Source organism: Pseudomonas nicosulfuronedens, assembly GCF_005877905.1.
Lineage (GTDB): Bacteria > Pseudomonadota > Gammaproteobacteria > Pseudomonadales > Pseudomonadaceae > Pseudomonas > Pseudomonas nicosulfuronedens.
The window spans coordinates 16,407-33,269 of sequence record NZ_SWDV01000041.1 but is presented as its reverse complement, the minus strand read 5'-3'; the positions used below and the strand labels follow the sequence as shown (position 1 = coordinate 33,269).

The window sequence follows — 16,863 nt, the reverse complement described above, 5'->3', positions numbered from 1 at the left end:
TGCCCTATGGATTTCAACCTTTCCGAAGAGCAACTAATGCTGCGCGATGGCGTTGAGCGATACATCCGCGAGGATTACGCCTTCGAAGAGCGTCGGCACCAGGCCGGCAGTGGCGAAGGCTTCAGTCGCGCGCACTGGCAGCAGTTCGCCGACCTGGGCTGGCTGGCGCTTACTTTGCCGGAAGATGTCGGTGGGCTGGATTGTTCCTTCGTCGAGACCTCGCTGGTGCTTGAGTCCTTCGGTCGCGGCATGGTGCTCGAACCCTTCGTCAGTAGCGCGGTGCTATGCGCGCGGATCGTCGACCGCAGCGGCTCCGACTACCATCGTAACGACCTGCTGCCCGCGCTGATCGAGGGTCGCCTGCTGCTGGCCTTGGCCGATTCCGAATGCGGCTCGCGCTTCAGCGTCGGTTGCGCGGAAGATACCATCGCCCGCAGGACTGCGCAGGGCTTCCAGCTCAGCGGCGTCAAGACCCTGGTGTTCAACGCCCCGTCCGCGGACAAGCTGCTGGTGACCGCACGTTTCGAGGATTGCAGCCACCCTGCAGTGTTCATCGTCGACCGTGACGCTCCCGGCGTGGAGCTCAACGAGTACATCCTGGTCGACGGATCGCGGGCCGCCGATGTGCGCTTCTCCAAGGTCGAGCTGGCGGACGCCGCTCTGCTTATCGAACCTTCGCATAGTCAGGCGATTCTCGAGGAGGCCCATGATCGCGCCGCACTTGCGGTGGTCGCGCAGACCCTCGGCGTCATGCAGGGGGTCATGGACATGACCCAGGAATACATCAAGACACGCAACCAGTTCGGACAGCCCATCGGTAAGTTCCAGGCGCTACAGCACCGTATGGCGGAGATGTTCGTCGAGGCCCAGCACACTCGCTCGATCCTCTACCGTGGCATGGCTTACCTGGACAAACCGGCGCCCGAGCGGAGCAAGGCGATTTCCGCTGCCAAAGCGGCGGCCGGAAAGTCCGGGCGCTTCGTCTGTGCTCAGGGGGTGCAGTTGCACGGCGGCATCGGCATGACCGAGGAGTATCCGGTCGGGCACTACTTCCGCCTGATGACGTTGCTGGAAAAGCAGTTCGGCGACATCGACTTCCACCTGGCGCGCTTCGCCGCCGGTTATTGAACCGACACCGCGCCGCCTGGCGGCGCGGCTAACCCCAGGAGCCTCGCATGAACGACAACAAGAACAATGTTCCGCAGGACCGCATCCAGGCTTTGCTCGACCGTCAGGATATCCTCGACTGCGTCACCCGTTACTGCCGCGCGGTGGACCGTTTCGACCGGGAGATGCTGCGCAGCGTTTACCACGAAGACGCCATCGACGACCATGGCAGCTTCTGTGGGGGGCGCGACGACTTCGTCGAGTGGGCGCTGGGCTATCACAACGAATACCAACTGTCGCACCACCACATGATCTTCAATCACAGCGTCGAGCTGGACGGCGACCAAGCGCACGCCGAAACCTACTGGCTGTTCTTCGGCGAGAACCGCAGCAAGCCCGACAGTCTGGCGGTCGGCCGCTACATCGACCGCTTCGAGAAGCGCGCCGGGCGCTGGGCCATCGCCGAGCGCGTATGCGTCACTGAGTCGGTCAACGAGATCACCCCGACGGATCTGCCGGACGTATTCCGCAAGGTCCAGATGGGCAATGCGCACAGCAGCCGCGATCGCCAGGACGTGTCCTATCAGCGTCCATTGCGCGCACGTCGTCCCTGACCTCGGGAGTTTTCCATGCGGGCATATGTGATCGATCGCTACGGCGATGTCGATGGCTTGGCGCTGCGCGAACTGACGGTACCTGGCGCTCCCGGTCCGGGACAGGTGCTGGTGCGCTTGCGCGCCGCGTCGCTGAACTTTCGCGAGCTGCTGATCTTGGCAGGACAATACAGCGCGTTGTGCAAACCGCAGCTGATTCCCTGTTCCGATGGAGCAGGTGAGGTCGTGGCGGTCGGCACCGGCGTGACGCGCACCGCCGTGGGTGAGCGGGTGATGTTGACCTTCCATCCGCACTGGATCAGCGGCGAGATGCCGGTCGGGCGGGACGTGCTGGGGCGTGGTGGCTCGGTCGACGGTACTCTGTGCGAATTCGCCTGTGTGAGCCAGGAAGAGCTGGTGAGGATCCCCGATCACCTGTCCTTCGAGGAAGCCGCTACGCTGCCGTGCGCAGCGCTCACCGCGTGGGCCGCGCTTACCGCAGGTCCTGGCCTGTCGCCGGGGCAGAGCGTGCTCACCCAGGGCGGCGGCGGTGTGTCGGTATTCGCCCTACAACTGGCCCGGCTGTTCGGCGCGCGGGTCATCGCCCTATCCTCCAGCGCCGAACGCCTGGCGCGGTTGCGTGCGCTGGGCGCGGACGAAGTTATCGACTACCGGAAACAGCCGAAATGGTACCTGGCGGTCCTGCAACATACCGCGGGCGAGGGCGTCGACCTGGCTGTCGAAGTGGGCGGCGGCGGCACCGTAGAGCAATCGGTTCAGGCCACTCGGGTTGGCGGACGAATCAGTCTGGTCGGCCTATTGAGCGGCGGCCCGAAGCTGAGCGAGGCCTTCTTCTATCGGGGGCTTTCCCTGCACAGCATCCGCGTCGGTAGCCGTGAGCAGTTCGAGCAGATGTGCCGCGCCATTGAGGTACATCGCCTGCGCCCGGTCATCGAGCAGGTGTTCCGCTTCGACGAGGTACCCCATGCCTTCCAGGCGCTGCGGGCGGGTCGTCACTTCGGAAAGTTGGTGGTCGCCATAGATTGACCGAGTCTAGCCCGTGGCCGCCTGGGACGGGCATTCCACAAGGAGGGAGAACATGCGGCTTCCGGTGCGCATCGAAGACATTACGTCGGACTGGTTGAGCGATGCGCTCGACCAGCGTTATCCGGGCACCCGTGTCACCGCCAGCCGCGTCGACAAGGTGCTCTGGGGCACCGGGACCAAGGTGCGCGTCGAGCTGCAGTATAACGACCGGGGCCGAGCCCATGGCTTGCCCGACGCGCTGTACGTGAAGGGCGGTTTCGCCGAGCACCGCGCGCTGATGGAGCGCTGCTACGAACTGGAGGCCCGCTTCTACCGCGACCTGCAACCGTTGCTCGGCCTGAACGCGCCACAAGCGCTCTTCACCGGCGACGATCCCGAGGCCCGGCAACATATCGTCCTCCTCGAGGATCTCGACCTGCGCGGGGTGCGCTTCTGCCGCGTGCAGGATCCACTGGACTTCGCCCAGGCCGCGGCGCACCTCGACATCATCGCCCGCTACCAAGCGCGCTGGTGGGACAGCCCCGAACTTCGCCCGGGCGGCTTGCTGGGAGATCTGCCGATCTGGGAGGCGCTGCCTCCCGGAGAAGCCGGCGCCTATCACTGGGGCCAGCTGCAGCCCGAGGTCTGGGCCGAGTACATCCGCCTGCCGCGCGGGGTCACCGTGCCACGGCACATGCTCGATCGCGAACGCATGCAGGCGGCGTTGCTAGCCCTGAGCGCGTTCGGGCGCGCCGAACCTCACTGCTTCCTGCATGGTGACTACCACTTGGGCAACCTCTACAGCGACGCCGACGGTCGCCCTGGGACGCTCGACTGGCAGTCTTTCTGCAAGGGGCACTGGTCGCACGACGTCACCTACTTCATGGTTTCGGCGCTCGACATTGCCGATCGTAAACGTTGGGACATGGCCTTGCTCGGCTACTACCTGGAACGCTTGCGTCTACATGGCGTGGAGCGTCCACCGAGCTTCGAGGAAGCCTACGAGGCATTCCGCCGGCAGATTCTCGACGGCCTGTACTTCTGGCTGGTTAACCCGGTCGAATTCCAGGCCGAGGTGAACAACTGCGCGGTAGTGCCGCGATTCGCCATGGCCGCACTGGACCACGGCACCTTCGCGGCGCTGCTCGGCTGACTTGGTGGGCGCCCGGCCCATCTCTTTCCCTTTTTCCAGTAACGACCGGTCTATGCGCGGAGCGGTGCGGCACGGTTGACACATTATTATGAACGATGTTTGTATAAATGAATGTTGCTTCGCTATCGATTCGCGAGGTGACCCACTAGGACCCCGATAAAAACAAGAGGAGGGGCGTATGACCGGGAAAGAATGCATGGCGCCATCGCTCGCCGGCCGTCGTGTGCTAATCGCCACGCCTGGCTGCTGGGCGCTGGAAGGGCTCTGCGCGGGAATGCAGGGCCAGGGCGCCGAGTGCCGCCAACTGGCCTCCGAGGGCGACTTCCTCAGCCTCTCGACCATCCAGTCGGCCTTCGATGCCGCGCTGCGCGAACTCGGCGGGCTCGACGCGCTGGTTCTCGCGGTCGGCAGTTCGCTCAACCGCCAGCCGCGACCGCTGGTGTCTCTTTCGGTCGGGGAATGGCAGAGCGCCTGCCTGGACCCATTGCGTACCACCCGCCATTGCCTGCAGGCCGCCTGGCGGACCCTGGGCGGGCGCCCGGCGCGCATCGTTCTGGTCGGTCCGAACCTGGCGCTGACCGGTGCAGCCGGGCTCACGGCACTTTCCGTGCTCAGTGAAGGGCAGCGCGGCCTGATGAAGTCCGCTGCCCGGCAATGGGGCGGACAGGGTATCCAGTTGAACTGGCTGGGTGTCGATTCCCAAGTGTTCGCCAGCGAACTGGGCGCCGGCATGCTCGCCCAGAGCCCGGAGATGGGCACGCCCGTACCGGCGCTCGGCTACACCCCCGACCTCGCTACCGGGGTGCTCGAAAGCCTCGCCCTGCTGATCGGCGCCCATGCATTCACCGGCGCCTCTATTCCCGTCGACGGCGGTTTCTGGATGGTGCCATGAAGCAGATCACGCAAGCACAAACCCTGGTCGGGCGTGTCGCCCTGGTAACTGGCGCCGGCGGCGGCGTGGGCCGGGGTATCGCCCTGGCAATGGCTGAGATGGGTGCGAAAGTTGTGATCGCCGCACGCCGCGGCGCGACCGGCGAGGAAACCGCCGGGTTGATTCGCGCCGAAGGCGGCGAGGCGCTGGCGCTGGAAGTCGATGTGACCGTCCTAGCCTCGCTGCAGGAAGCCGTGGCCACCACGCTTCGGCACTTCGGCGGACTGGACATTCTGGTGCACAACGCGACCCACGGCGCCTCCGGGCATCCCAAGCAACTGGAGAACTTCGATGATCAGGATTGGGACGCGCAGGTTGCGGTGGACCTGGCCGGCGCCCACCACTGCGCCATCGCCGCTTTTGAAGCGTTGCGCGCCAGCGACGCGGGCCGGGCGATTTTCCTCTGCTCTGCGTTCGGCCTGCACGGTGCCGCGCTGAACCCGGCTTACGCCGCCATCAAGGGCGGTATACGCGGCCTGACCAAGTCCCTGGCGCGCGAGTGGGGTCCCTTCGGCATCACCGTCAACGCGATTTCCCCGGCGGCCCTGACTGCCGCGGCGGATGCGTTCTTCGCCACTGAACCCGCCTTGCGCGAGGCTTATCTCGCCAAGTTCCCGCTGGGCCGCATGGGCCATGAGCGGGACGACGTCGGGCGCGCCGTCGCCGGGCTCTGCGGACCAGGAATGGGCTATGTCACCGGGCAGATCATTCAGGTCGATGGCGGCCTGTACACCGCCGTCTGAGGAAGAAGTGCCATGAAACGTCTACAAGACAAGGTCGCCATCGTAACCGGCGCGGCCTCCGGTATCGGCCTCGCCGCGGCCAGGCGGCTCGCAGAAGAGGGCGCCCGGGTGGTGCTCGCAGACATCAATCTCAGCGCCGCCCAGGAGCAGGCAGCTGCGTTGCGCGGGGCAGGGCTGCAAGCCGCCGCATTGGCGGTCGACCTGGGAGACGAGGCGTCGATCCGCGTGCTGGTGGAGCAGACGGTCTCTTTGTTCGCGGGCCTCGACGTGCTGTTCAATAATGCGGCTGCAACGCATATCTCGTCGCGGCTCGATGCGCCTGTCGCGGACATGGACACCCAGGTCTGGGACGACACCCTGCGCATCAACCTGCGCGGCACCATGTTGGCGAGCAAGTACGCGCTCGCAGCGATGCTGCCCCGCGGTGGTGGCTCGATCATCAACACCAGCTCCGGCTCGGCCCAGGCTGGCGCGCTGGGTTACAGCGCCTATGCGGTGTCTAAGGCCGGCATCGAGAACCTCACGCGCTATGTCGCCGCTCAGCACGGAAAGCAGGGCATTCGCTGCAATGCGCTGGCGCCGGGCCTAATCGTGACCCCGGCGACCGCCGACAACTACGCCGGACCGGCTGGCGAGATGATGCTTGCACATCACCTGACGCCGCGCCTGGGCAACGTCGACGACATCGCCAACGCGGTGCTTTTCCTGGCCAGCGACGAGGCAGCGTTCATCACCGGGCAGATCATCAACGTCGATGGCGGGTTGCTTTCCCATCAGCCCTATTACGCAGATGAAATGCGCTTCCGCCAGGCGGGGAAGGAGATGGGAGCATGAGCGACCAGGCACTATTGGCGCGGATGGAACGGGTTGAGGCACAGCTTGCCATTGGCCAGTTGCCGGCGCGTTACGCACTGGCCGTGGATTCCCGCGACCTCGAAGGCCTCACCGCGCTGTTCGTCGAGGATGTTGATTGTGGTCGCTGGGGGAGCGGGCGCGAAGCCCTGCAGGTGTACTACGCCTCCGAACCAGTGTTGCAGGCGTTCTATCGCTGCGTACACCAGATCTGCGGGCAGACCCTCGACTTCCAAGACGCCGACCACGCCACCGGCACCGTTTACTGCCGTGCCGAGCACGAGGACGGCGACCACTGGGTGGTGATGGCCATCTGTTACTTCGACCACTACGAGCGCCGTGACGGTCAGTGGTACTTCGCCCGTCGCGACGAGCGCCACTGGTATTCCACCGACTGGCTGCAACGTCCCGGCGCGCCGCACTGGCAGAACTGGCCCGGCAAGTACACCGGCGAGCGCTTCCAACCGCGCCTGCCGGCCAGCTTCCCGACCTGGCAGGGATTCTGGTCGCGCACCTCACCGCAGCAACGCGCAAGCGTCAGCCGCCAGCCCTGCGAGCCGAAGGAACCCTCGAAATGAATGCAACGCTAGCGCCCCTGTTCGAACCCCTGCGGATCGGTTCTGCGGTACTCAGGAACCGCATCGTCATGGCGCCCATGACCCGCAATTTCTGCCCCGGTGGTGTGCCCGGGGATGACGTCGCCGGCTACTACCGTCGCCGCGCCTACGGCGAGACCGGGCTGATCATCACGGAAGGTGTGGGTATCGATCACCCCGCAGCCCTGGGGGAGGCGGGTATCGGCGAGAGCGATCTGCCGCAGCTGCATGGAGAGCGGGCGCTGGCCGGCTGGCGGCATGTTGTCGAGCAGGTGCACGCGGCCGGCGGGCTGATCTTTCCGCAGCTGTGGCACCAGGGAGTAATGCGTGTGGTTGGCACCGGGCCAAACCCCGGTGCGGCCTCCATGCGTCCCTCCGGACTCTGGGGGCCCGCCGATGGGCTCACCTCGTCCACTGCGGAATACGTGCAGCAGCAGTTGCTGCCAACTGCGCCGATGGCTGACAGCGAAATTCAGGACGTCATCGACGCTTATGCGCGTAGCGCCGTCCACGCTCACCTGTGCGGCTTCGATGGGATAGCCATACACGGAGCCCACGGCTACCTGATCGACACCTTTCTCTGGGACGTGACCAATCGCCGTACCGATGCCTGGGGCGGCGGGCGCCGCGAGCGGAGCCGCTTTGCAGCCGAGGTGGTGCGTGCCATCCGCCGCTCGGTGGGCCCGGACATGCCGATCCTCTTCCGCTTCTCGCAATGGAAGCAGCAGGACTTCAAGGCCAAGCTGGCCCGGACGCCCGGCGAGCTTGAGGAAATCCTGCTACCCATCGCTGAGGCCGGCGTGGACATCTTTGACGCCAGCGTGCGCTATTTCAACCGCGCGGAATTCGCCGACCTGCCGGGCGCCGACGGGCAACTGAACCTCGCCGGCTGGGCGCGCAAGATCACCGGCCGGCTAACGATGACTGTCGGCGGCGTCGGCCTGAGTAACGGTATGTACGACAGCAACAAGCAGGGAGGCTCCAACGCCAGCGACAACCTGGACCTGCTTATGGAGCGCTTCCAGCGTGGCGAATTCGACCTGGTGGGGGTTGGCCGGTCGTTGCTGCACGACCCCGACTGGACCCGCAAGGCGCGCCTCGGTGAGACCTTCGAACCGTTCTCCAACGACTCCCTGAAAGTCCTCACCTGAGCCGAGCTCCCCACGATAGGAAGGATCGCACCATGACCATCGATACTCGCCCCTCGCCTACTGGCGGGGCGCTGAAGGAATGGCGCGAGCAATGGCGCTTGGGTACGGCCGCGCTGGTAGGCACGGCCGTGTCCTTCTCTGTGTGGCCGTCGCTCTCCAGCCTATTCATCGCGCCCCTGCAAGACTCCTTCGGCTGGAGCCGTGGCGAGATCGCGCTGGCGCAGAATGCCAATCTGGCGGCGGCGCTGCTGTCGCCCGTGTTGGGACGCCTGATCGACCGGCTTGGGGTGCGCCCGGTACTGCTCGGCGGCTTGCTGCTCACCAGTCTTGCGTATTTCCTCCTGGCCTTGCTTCAAGGCTCGTTGCCGCTGTATTACGTGCTGTACACCTTCCTCAGCATTGTCGGCGTGACCACCAGTGGGTTGAGCTATACGCGAGTGGTCAACGGAGCCTTCGTGTCGTCCCGCGGGCTGGCACTAGCGATGACGCGATCGGGGTTGGCCCTGTCGGGCGCGCTGCTGCCCTCGTTGATCTTCGGCGTCATCAGTTGGTACGGCTGGCGAATGGGCTTCGTCACGCTCGGAGCGCTGATCCTGATACTGGCGCTGCCGAGCAGTTGGCTCTGGATTCGCGGCGCTAGCGTGGCACCTCTGGCGGGCGCTGGGCATTCCGGTTCCGCAACGCGGCCTTCTTGGTTCGCCTTGTTGGGTAACCGGCGGGTGCTTTTGATCTGCCTTGCCGCGTCTTTGAGCTACGCGCCCATAGTCGCACTTCTCAGCCAGTTCCAGCCGCTGCTTACCGGCAAGGGGTTGGCGGCCGGCGAGGCTGCGGCGGCCATTGGCCTGGTTGGCTTGTCGGCCCTGGCCGGCGCCTTGCTGACCGGCCTGCTCGTCGATCGATTCTGGGCACCCCTGGTGGCCTGCGTGTTCACCTTGGGCCCAGCGCTGGGCTGCCTGATACTGCTGCAGCCGCACCTGTCGACCGGGATGGCGGTGCTCGCGCTGGTGCTGCTGGGGCTGGGGCAGGGCGCGGAGATCGACCTGCTGGCATTCATGGTCGCCCGTTACTTCGGCCTGCGCTCCTACGCCGCGATCTACGGGCTCAGCGTTCTGTTCATCGCGGCCCTGGTGGCCCTCGCCGGCTCGCTGATCGGTCAGGCCTACGACCGTTTCGGCAACTACGACTTAGCGCTGCTGGTCGCGTCCGGCTGCTTCCTGTGTTCCTCCCTTAGCTACCTGGCCTTGGGGCGCTACCCGGACTTCGCTGCCGCGCCAGGCCTGGATGATGGAAACGGCAACGACCTGAGTGACGCTAGGGTGGGCGGCTAGGCAGTGAACTCATCGGCGAGAATAAAAGCCGGAATCGATTCATCGGTACAACTGAAAGGTGTTTTGAGCCCGGCGCGGATTTTCCAGAAGGGCTCGCTCGCTACCATCGGTTCATGCCTTTGCCAAAGGCCTGTCGTATTTACCACAAGAACAATAGGAAAGAGCATGACCCATCCGATGCCGATAGACGCGCTGCCGAGCATGCGCGAACTGAATGTCTCCAATCATCTGCTTGATGACCGGGAGGCCCTGGCGGCCGCCTGGGAACGAGACGGCTACTGGTTCTTCCGTGACGTACTGGACCAGGGCGCGGTCGCCCGGCTGCGCAAGGTCTACATGTCGGTTCTCGACGAGCACAGGGTGGCCCGGGCGGACGACCCTGAGGCCGACTACACCGGCGAGGACCTGACGGGCTTTCCGTTCCGCATGGAGCCTTTGGTCGCGCGCGAACCCTGGCGCGAATTCGTTGGCGAAGCTCCCATCCATGCCTTTTTCCAGCGCGTATTGGGCGACGACCCGTTCTGGATTCCCACGGTCGAGTACCGCGCGACGCCACCGGCACAGACCCGCGAGCGCAGCCGCTTCGACTACCTGCACCAGGACGGCTTCTACAACAAGGGCATTCCCTTCCAGATCTGCTGGATTCCGCTGTCCACCATCGATGAGCAGGTGGGCGGCCTGGCGCTTGCGGAGGGCCTACACAAGGGACCCTACCTGCATGACGTGAACCAGCCGCCGTTGTTCCCGATCCCCGCAGGGTCGGTCCCGGACGATGCCTGGCGGCGCGCCACTTACCAGCCTGGCGACCTGCTGATGATGCATATCAACACGCCGCACAGCGGCCTAGCTAACTACTCCGGGCGCTTCCGCCTGTCCATGGATATTCGCGTCATGCCCGCCTCGGGGCATACCCCGATTATCGGTCACCTAACCGATCTGACCTCGACGTCCGTCAGCGTGCTCGGCGAGGACGGCCGTAGCGGTACCTTCCGGGTGGACACGGACACCTACTGCCGGGGCATAGACGGGCGCAAGGTACCGCAGGCCGAAATCCCCATGCGCATGCAGGCCGGCGACCCGGCCATTGTCGCCTTCGAGGGCGGCCGCGCCACCCTGATCCGTCCGCCGCACTGAGGTCGCCGCCATGCCAAAACCCACCGTTTACTACCAGCGCTTGGCTGGCAAGGTCGCCATCGTTACCGGGGCTGGGTCTCAGGGAGAGGGCGTCGGAACCGGCAAGGCGATCGCCTACCAGTTTGCCCGCGAAGGCGCCCGCGTCTGCCTGGTTGACCAGCACCCCGAACGCGCGGAGGAGACCCTGCGGATGATTCTGGCTGACGGCGGCGAAGCGTTCGTCGCAGCCGGCGACGTGACGCGCGACGAGGACTGCGCACGCTTCGTCGAGGACAGTGTCCGGCGCTACGGCGCCCTGCACATCCTGGTCAACAACGTGGGCGTCGCCAGCCGCGCACTGCCCTACGAGGAATATCCGCCCGAGCAGTGGAACCGCATACTCGATATCAACCTTGGCAGCGTGTTCCGCATGTGTCGCCATGCGCTTCCGCACCTGACGGCCAACCCCCGCTCGGCAGTGGTCAACATCTCATCGACCGCCGGCCTGCAAGGCATGGGCAGTGGTCCCTATGGGCCTTCGAAGGCAGCCATGGTGCAGTTCACTCGCGACCTTGCGACCCACTACGGCGGCAAGGGATTGCGTGCCAACACGGTGGCGCCTGGGCACATCTTCACGCCGCTGGTGGATGGCCTGCTGAGCGAAGAACTACGCACCCGGCGCCGGCGCATCGCGCCGTTGCCGATCGAAGGTGACGCCTGGGACGTGGCCTCCGCCGCGCTGTTCCTGGCCAGCGATGAGGCCCGCTTCATCACCGCCAGCTGCCTCGCGGTGGACGGCGGCGTCACAGAGGTCGCGCCGCTGACCGCATTCGACCTAGTGCAGGGCTGAGCCGCCTGGACTCACCGACCACACTGTTACACGGAGCATTCAACGATGAGCGAAAAGAACTATTGGGAAGAGGGCTACGCCCACATGGTGCGGATGATGGGCCCAGAGTTCGCCAAGACCATGGAAGCCAATGCCAACTCGGGGCGCTTCGCCGCCGACGTCGGACGCATGGCGGTGGAGTTCGCCTTCGGCGCGGTCTGGTCGCGCCCGGGGCTGGAACTCAAGCATCGCAGCGCGGTGGTGATCGGCGCGCTGATAGCCTCGCGGCAGCCGGACGAGTTGCGCAACCATCTGCGCTTCGGCCTGAACAATGGTCTAAGTGTCCAGGAGATCGAGGAAATCATCATCCAGACACTGCCCTACGTCGGCTTCCCGGCCGTTTCCAGCGCCCTCGGCGTGGCCATCGAAGTGCTGCGTGAACGCGGCCTGGACGGCGGTACTCGCACGGCGAGCGAGAGCGGTCTGCTCTGACGGGGCCGAGCAGCCCGGCCCCGATGCGGGGCCGCTCCTGGAGCGAGATGCAATGGCTCAGTCGAGCACTCCGCTCTTGGCGCTCTCTCCACGGGAGGGCGCCGGCACGCGGATTTCCCGTCCTGCCGGGTAGTGCTCTAGCAGGAAGTCCACGAAGGTGTGCACTTTGCGCGATTCCCGGCGTCCGCGCGGATAGAGCACCTCGATGGCCGGCGCGAGGACGCTCCAGTCCGGCAACACCTGGCGCAGCGCGCCGGTACTCAGATGCCCGTGCAGATGAAAGCCCATGCCCTGGATGATTCCCAGACCATTCAGCGCGGCTTCGACCCGCGTGTTGCCTTGGGTGATCGACAAGCTGCTCTGCAATTGCAGGATTTTGCGCTGACCATGGCGCTCGAAGGTCCAGGGCAGCATTCTCCCGGTGCGCTCGACCATATAGCTGATGCAATCGTGCTGGCGCAGCTCCTCGGGAGACTGCGGCGTCCCCCGTGATTCCAGGTATCCGGGGGACGCCACGGTGAGCAGGGGGGTGTGCCCCAACTGGCGGGCAATCATGCCCGAGTCGCCCAGCGGGCCGAGGCGGATCATCACGTCGTGCTGACTCTCCACCGTGTTCGAGATTTGCTCCGAGTCGGAAAAGTCGAGCTGGATGTCCGGGTAGCGGCGGCGGAACTCCCGCAGCAGCGGGACGATCAAGCACTGCGCGATGGTGCTCGGGATGTCCACGCGCAGGCGCCCACGCGGCTGCATGTGATTGCCGGCGAGCATGGACTCGACGCTGGCGATCTCCTCGTGCACATGCTGGCAATGCGAGTAGTAGACGGCACCCTCGTCGGTGAGGCTCAGGCGCCGCGTGGTGCGATTGAGCAGGCGCACCCCCAGGTCCGTTTCGAGATTGCTCAGGTGCGTGGAGACCATCGACGGGGAGAGGCTCAGTGCCGCCGCCGCGGCGCTGAGGCTGCCGCGATCGACTACGGTCATGAAGACTTCCATGCTGCGCAACTTATCCATCGGTGCTCTCGTTATTTATCAATCCTGATGCAATCCTAATCTGCAGCTTTCGATTTTATCTAGCATTTCCGCATGGAATCGTGCCATTGCTCCGTGGCATTGCAATTCCACTTGCCACCCGCCCATGATTTGCAATAAATTGAACGCCATTCAGAAATATGAATAGCGTTCATGGGTCGAACACCGCTCGCGCTGAGCATCGGCGCGTTGCTCGGTCCACTACTCGTCCCCCTGGAGAGGCGTTGCAAGTTGAGGCATACGCAATGACCCAAGCTCAAGTCGAATACACCCACGAGGCACAGGGGCGCGTCGCCGTGCTACGCATGGTGGCGCCTCCGGTTAACGCCTTTAGCTTGGCCTTGCGTCGAGAGTTGCTGTGTGCGTTACAGCGCGCCGGCGCCGATCCGTTGGTGGCGGTTGTGATATTGACTGGTGCCGGGCGCGGCTTCAGCGCTGGCGGGGATATCCGCGAGTTCGGCACGCCAGATGCCGCCGCTGAGCCTGGGCTGTCGAGCCATATACACGTGACCATCGAGAAGCTGGGCAAGCCGGTGATCGCCCTGGCCCACGGCTTCGCCATGGGCGGTGGCCTGGAAACCCTGCTGGCCTGCCACTACCGGATAGCGGAAACCGATACTCGTCTGGCTCTCCCGGAGGTGAGCCTGGGCACGCTCGCGCTATCGGCGACGCAACGCCTACCACGCCTTCTGGGCATCCTGCCGGCACTGCGGCTGATGGTGGAGGGAACGCAGCAAACGGCGCGGGATCACGCCTGCGGACCGCTGTTCCACCAGGTCGTGGCGGTCGATTGCGGGCTGGACGCGGCAAGGAGGCTGGCCACCCAGATACTCGCCGATCCGCCTGCGGCCGATGCCCTGGCGCAACGCTTGGTGCGCAATCATCCCTGGCGCGAAGCCGACCCCGAATGTGCTCTGACCGACGCCGAACTGTGGCTGGCGCTGCGCCAGCCCAACGTTGTGGCGCAGGCCGCCTTCCAGGCCATCGAAGCCGCAGTGCTTAGCCCTTGCTTCGACGATGGGCTGGCCACTGCCCGACGCTTGTATGACGCCCTGATGGCCGATGAGCGAATCATCCGAAGCCGCGAGCGTTTCCTCGCATCTCCCGCGGCGCGCTGATTGAAACCGGAAACCCAGACAAGGAATGGCGTACGTGAGTATCGACGAGCAGTACCTCAAGCAATGGGTGGGGCGCCAGGAGCGGCAACGCGACCGTCTGACTCTTGCGCCCCTGAACGCCCTGGCGGCAACCCTGGACCGTGAAGAGCGCGGCTACGTCGCCGGCGCGTCGGTGCCGGCACTCTGGCACTGGCTGTACTTCCTACCGATCGCTCGGCAGTCGGCAATCAGTAGCGACGGCCACCCACAGCGAGGCGGGTTCCTGCCGCCGGTGAGCCTGCCGCGGCGGATGTGGGCGGGGGGCCGCCTACGTTTCTATGACGCGCTGCCGGTCGACGCCGAGGTTGAGCGCCTATCCACCATCCTCGATGTCTCGCATAAGAGTGGCCGCAGTGGCGACCTGGTGTTCGTCAAGGTTCGCCATGAGCTTTCGCATGCCGGGGACGTGCTGGTGCGCGAGGAGCAGGACATTGTCTACCGCGACCCGCCTCGCCCGGGTGACCCGTTGCCGGCGCCACAGGCCGCGCCCGAAAGGGCGAAGTGGTCGAGGGAGGTTGTGCCTGACCCGGTCCTGCTGTTCCGCTATTCCGCGCTGACGTTCAACGGACATCGCATCCACTACGACCGCCCCTACGCGATGCACGACGAGGGCTATCCGGGATTGGTCGTGCACGGGCCGTTGATAGCCACGCTGCTAATGAATCTGTTGCGGGACGAGTTGCCGCAGGCGCGAGTCGTGGGCTTCTCGTTCCGCGCCGTCCGGCCGCTTTTCGATACCCGAGCGTTCCGCGTCTGCGCGAAACCCGAAGCCAACGGCAGCAGTATCCAGTTGTGGGCCGAGGACGCCGACGGCTTCCTGTGCATGGACGCCCAGGCGGAGCTTGCCTGAGATGACTATCCGCGAATCGTGGCGAAACAACCTGAGCTGGGTGCTGCTCTGGTTGCTCGTTCTGTGTCTGACTTTCATGAATTTGAGGTAACGATGCGATCCTATCTTTTCGTACCGGGCGATAGGCCCGAGCGCTTTGCCAAGGCGCTGGCGGCCGGCGCCGACGTAGTGATTCTGGACCTGGAAGACGCTGTGCCAGCGCAGAACAAGGCCGCAGCCCGGGAACACGTGCGCAAGGCGATTGAGGGCGGTGCCGACGTTGTGCTGCGCATCAACGGTTTCGGCAGCAGCGATTTTGCCCAGGACCTGGCATTGCTGCGTGATCTACCGGTGCGTGGCGTGATGCTGCCGAAGGCGGAAACTGTGGAACCGATGGTCGAGCTGGCTGCGGCGACCACTGCTCCGATCATTCCGCTGATCGAGAGTGCGCTGGGACTTTGGCAGGTACTGAACGTCGCCAGGGCTCCTGGTGTCGAGCGCCTTGCCTTTGGCTCGATTGACTTCCAGGTAGATATCGGCTGCGACGGCAGCGACGAAGCGTTGCTCCATGCTCGTTCGCAGATTGTCCTGGCATCCCGGGTGGCGGGGCTGCAGGCGCCGATCGACGGGGTATCGGTCGTCCTTGACGACGAGGCTCTTATCGCACTGGAGTCACGCCGTAGTCGTACCCTGGGTTTTGTCGGCAAGCTTTGCATCCACCCGCGCCAAGTGGCAGCGGTCAACCAGGCGTTCAGCCCCTCGACCAAGGAGCTGGACTGGGCTCGGCGAGTGATTGCCGCCACGGAACAGTCGGCTGGTGCTGCTGTGTCCGTGGATGGCGCCATGGTCGACCTGCCGGTGTTGCTGAAGGCGCAGAATCTGTTGGCGCTGACCAGTTGATCGGCTAGCCGGAGCCGGGGCGCTTTGTCGGCATAGGGGCCGCCCCGGTCGTTCAGCCGGCCCCCAGGCGGTGCACTTACACTTCTTGCCAGACTCGGAATGCCTCACGGTAAAGTAGATGAAGCTGCCCAGCCTAGGCGTCAGGCGTCAGGCGTCAGGCGACGGACGGGGGCGTAGAGCAGGTGCATGGGCGATTGCGGCGCCGGGTAGTGAGGAAGCAGGTTTACCAAGGTGCCGTTACGTAGCGCGCCGCCTACCAGCTCTAGTGGTTGCGACACGATATCCAGTCCGGCGAAGGCGGTGGCCAGCAACGGAGCGCACTGATTCCGCCGCTGGATATCGCCCGCTGGGGCACCTATGGCGAGTTGGCGAATGCTCCGGCCAGACTGGTGGTTGGAATCCCTGCGAACCTGTCGTTCGAAGAAGCCGCCGCATCCTGGATGCAGTAGTCACGGCATGGGGCGCGCTTGTGGATCGGGCGAAGTTGCGTCAGAGCGATACGCTGCTGGTCACCGCCGCCTCGAGCAGCTTAGGCACGACGGCTTTTCAGATAGCCAAGATGGTCGGTGCAACTGCCCGAGCGGCCAAGAAACAGGCGCTGCTTTATGCCGGGGTCGCCCATGTCATCGTCAGCGGCGAGGAAGATATCTTCGAACGAGTCATGGTGCTGACGGCGGGCAGGGTGCGCCGGTGGTGTTCGTCCCCGTCGGCGGGCCGGCTTTTGAATCACTCACCCATACTACGGCGCACGACGGCATCCTGTTGGACTACGGCTCACTCAGTCCCGAACCGAAACCTTCCCCGTTGTTCAACGCCTGGGGAAGAGCCTCACGCTTAAGGGCTATCACTACGCCGAGATCGCGTCTTACCCGCAGGCCAAGGCGTTCATTCTCGAGGGGCTAGAGGCGAGAGCGCTACTGCCGATTATCACCAAGACATTCGCCTTGAGCGACATCCAGGACGTCCAGCGCATGCTCGAGTCCAACGAGCAGGTCGGCAATGTCGTGGTTAGGGTGTAGGCGGCGGAAGGGGCT

Annotated in this window: 18 protein-coding genes and 1 pseudogene; 17 read left to right on the top strand and 2 right to left on the bottom strand. The window is 64.9% G+C overall.

Annotation, left to right across the window (positions count from 1 at the left end; genetic code table 11):
* The first annotated feature begins 6 nt into the window (after window positions 1–6).
* The 13 genes from FAS41_RS25445 to FAS41_RS25385 all read left to right on the top strand — a co-directional run bounded on the left by FAS41_RS25445 (window position 7) and on the right by FAS41_RS25385 (window position 11,914).
* Window positions 7–1,128, top strand: coding sequence for an acyl-CoA dehydrogenase family protein (locus FAS41_RS25445; protein ID WP_138526129.1), 1,122 nt, complete (start codon window positions 7–9; stop codon window positions 1,126–1,128).
* Between the two features lie 47 nt (window positions 1,129–1,175).
* Window positions 1,176–1,721 (top strand): nuclear transport factor 2 family protein, encoded by a 546-nt coding sequence (locus FAS41_RS25440; RefSeq protein ID WP_138526128.1) that lies wholly within the window; start codon window positions 1,176–1,178, stop codon window positions 1,719–1,721.
* A gap of 15 nt (window positions 1,722–1,736) precedes the next feature.
* Complete coding sequence (locus FAS41_RS25435; protein WP_138526127.1) at window positions 1,737–2,747, top strand: zinc-dependent alcohol dehydrogenase family protein; 1,011 nt, start codon at window positions 1,737–1,739, stop codon at window positions 2,745–2,747.
* A gap of 52 nt (window positions 2,748–2,799) precedes the next feature.
* On the top strand, window positions 2,800–3,879 hold the full coding sequence (locus tag FAS41_RS25430; RefSeq protein ID WP_138526126.1) for a phosphotransferase family protein: 1,080 nt from the start codon (window positions 2,800–2,802) through the stop codon (window positions 3,877–3,879).
* A gap of 178 nt (window positions 3,880–4,057) precedes the next feature.
* Window positions 4,058–4,771, top strand: coding sequence for an SDR family oxidoreductase (locus FAS41_RS25425; protein ID WP_138526125.1), 714 nt, complete (start codon window positions 4,058–4,060; stop codon window positions 4,769–4,771).
* Entirely contained in the window at window positions 4,768–5,553 is a 786-nt protein-coding gene (locus FAS41_RS25420) for an SDR family NAD(P)-dependent oxidoreductase (protein WP_138526124.1), read from the top strand. Before FAS41_RS25425 ends, FAS41_RS25420 begins: the two co-directional genes overlap by 4 nt.
* Window positions 5,554–5,565: 12 nt before the next feature.
* Window positions 5,566–6,387, top strand: coding sequence for an SDR family NAD(P)-dependent oxidoreductase (locus FAS41_RS25415; protein WP_138526123.1), 822 nt, complete (start codon window positions 5,566–5,568; stop codon window positions 6,385–6,387).
* Window positions 6,384–6,983, top strand: coding sequence for a nuclear transport factor 2 family protein (locus tag FAS41_RS25410; protein ID WP_138526122.1), 600 nt, complete (start codon window positions 6,384–6,386; stop codon window positions 6,981–6,983). The genes FAS41_RS25415 and FAS41_RS25410 overlap by 4 nt, the downstream gene beginning before the upstream one ends.
* The gene (locus FAS41_RS25405) at window positions 6,980–8,152 is read left to right on the top strand and encodes an NADH:flavin oxidoreductase (protein WP_138526121.1); all 1,173 of its coding nucleotides are present in this window, start codon (window positions 6,980–6,982) and stop codon (window positions 8,150–8,152) included. Before FAS41_RS25410 ends, FAS41_RS25405 begins: the two co-directional genes overlap by 4 nt.
* 32 nt (window positions 8,153–8,184) lie before the next feature.
* On the top strand, window positions 8,185–9,480 hold the full coding sequence (locus tag FAS41_RS25400) for an MFS transporter (RefSeq protein ID WP_138526120.1): 1,296 nt from the start codon (window positions 8,185–8,187) through the stop codon (window positions 9,478–9,480).
* 165 nt (window positions 9,481–9,645) lie between these two features.
* Window positions 9,646–10,614 (top strand): phytanoyl-CoA dioxygenase family protein, encoded by a 969-nt coding sequence (locus FAS41_RS25395; protein WP_138526119.1) that lies wholly within the window; start codon window positions 9,646–9,648, stop codon window positions 10,612–10,614.
* 10 nt (window positions 10,615–10,624) lie between these two features.
* Entirely contained in the window at window positions 10,625–11,443 is an 819-nt protein-coding gene (locus tag FAS41_RS25390; RefSeq protein ID WP_138526118.1) for an SDR family NAD(P)-dependent oxidoreductase, read from the top strand.
* Between the two features lie 45 nt (window positions 11,444–11,488).
* The gene (locus tag FAS41_RS25385) at window positions 11,489–11,914 is read left to right on the top strand and encodes a carboxymuconolactone decarboxylase family protein (protein WP_138526117.1); all 426 of its coding nucleotides are present in this window, start codon (window positions 11,489–11,491) and stop codon (window positions 11,912–11,914) included.
* Window positions 11,915–11,971: 57 nt separating this feature from the next.
* Here the strand turns inward: FAS41_RS25385 and FAS41_RS25380 are convergent, their stop codons facing one another.
* Window positions 11,972–12,925, bottom strand: a complete 954-nt coding sequence (locus tag FAS41_RS25380; protein WP_138526116.1) for a LysR substrate-binding domain-containing protein — start codon at window positions 12,923–12,925, stop codon at window positions 11,972–11,974.
* A 263-nt stretch (window positions 12,926–13,188) separates the two neighbouring features.
* On the opposite strand from FAS41_RS25380, the gene FAS41_RS25375 reads away from it, so the two are divergent.
* The 3 genes from FAS41_RS25375 to FAS41_RS25365 all read left to right on the top strand — a co-directional run bounded on the left by FAS41_RS25375 (window position 13,189) and on the right by FAS41_RS25365 (window position 15,829).
* Window positions 13,189–14,061 carry an enoyl-CoA hydratase/isomerase family protein gene (locus tag FAS41_RS25375; RefSeq protein ID WP_171049549.1) on the top strand — a complete coding sequence of 291 codons (873 nt, stop codon included), beginning with the start codon at window positions 13,189–13,191 and terminating at the stop codon, window positions 14,059–14,061.
* 34 nt (window positions 14,062–14,095) lie between these two features.
* Window positions 14,096–14,950 (top strand): HTD2 family dehydratase, encoded by an 855-nt coding sequence (locus tag FAS41_RS25370; RefSeq protein WP_246084938.1) that lies wholly within the window; start codon window positions 14,096–14,098, stop codon window positions 14,948–14,950.
* A gap of 93 nt (window positions 14,951–15,043) precedes the next feature.
* Window positions 15,044–15,829 carry an HpcH/HpaI aldolase/citrate lyase family protein gene (locus FAS41_RS25365; protein ID WP_138526113.1) on the top strand — a complete coding sequence of 262 codons (786 nt, stop codon included), beginning with the start codon at window positions 15,044–15,046 and terminating at the stop codon, window positions 15,827–15,829.
* Window positions 15,830–15,969: 140 nt separating this feature from the next.
* Here the strand turns inward: FAS41_RS25365 and FAS41_RS30900 are convergent, their stop codons facing one another.
* Window positions 15,970–16,107 carry a type 2 periplasmic-binding domain-containing protein gene (locus FAS41_RS30900; RefSeq protein WP_171049548.1) on the bottom strand — a complete coding sequence of 46 codons (138 nt, stop codon included), beginning with the start codon at window positions 16,105–16,107 and terminating at the stop codon, window positions 15,970–15,972.
* Between the two features lie 39 nt (window positions 16,108–16,146).
* Between FAS41_RS30900 and FAS41_RS31380 the strand changes: the two are divergent.
* A pseudogene (locus FAS41_RS31380) lies at window positions 16,147–16,848 on the top strand (zinc-binding dehydrogenase); the annotation flags it as partial.
* Window positions 16,849–16,863 lie beyond the last annotated feature (15 nt).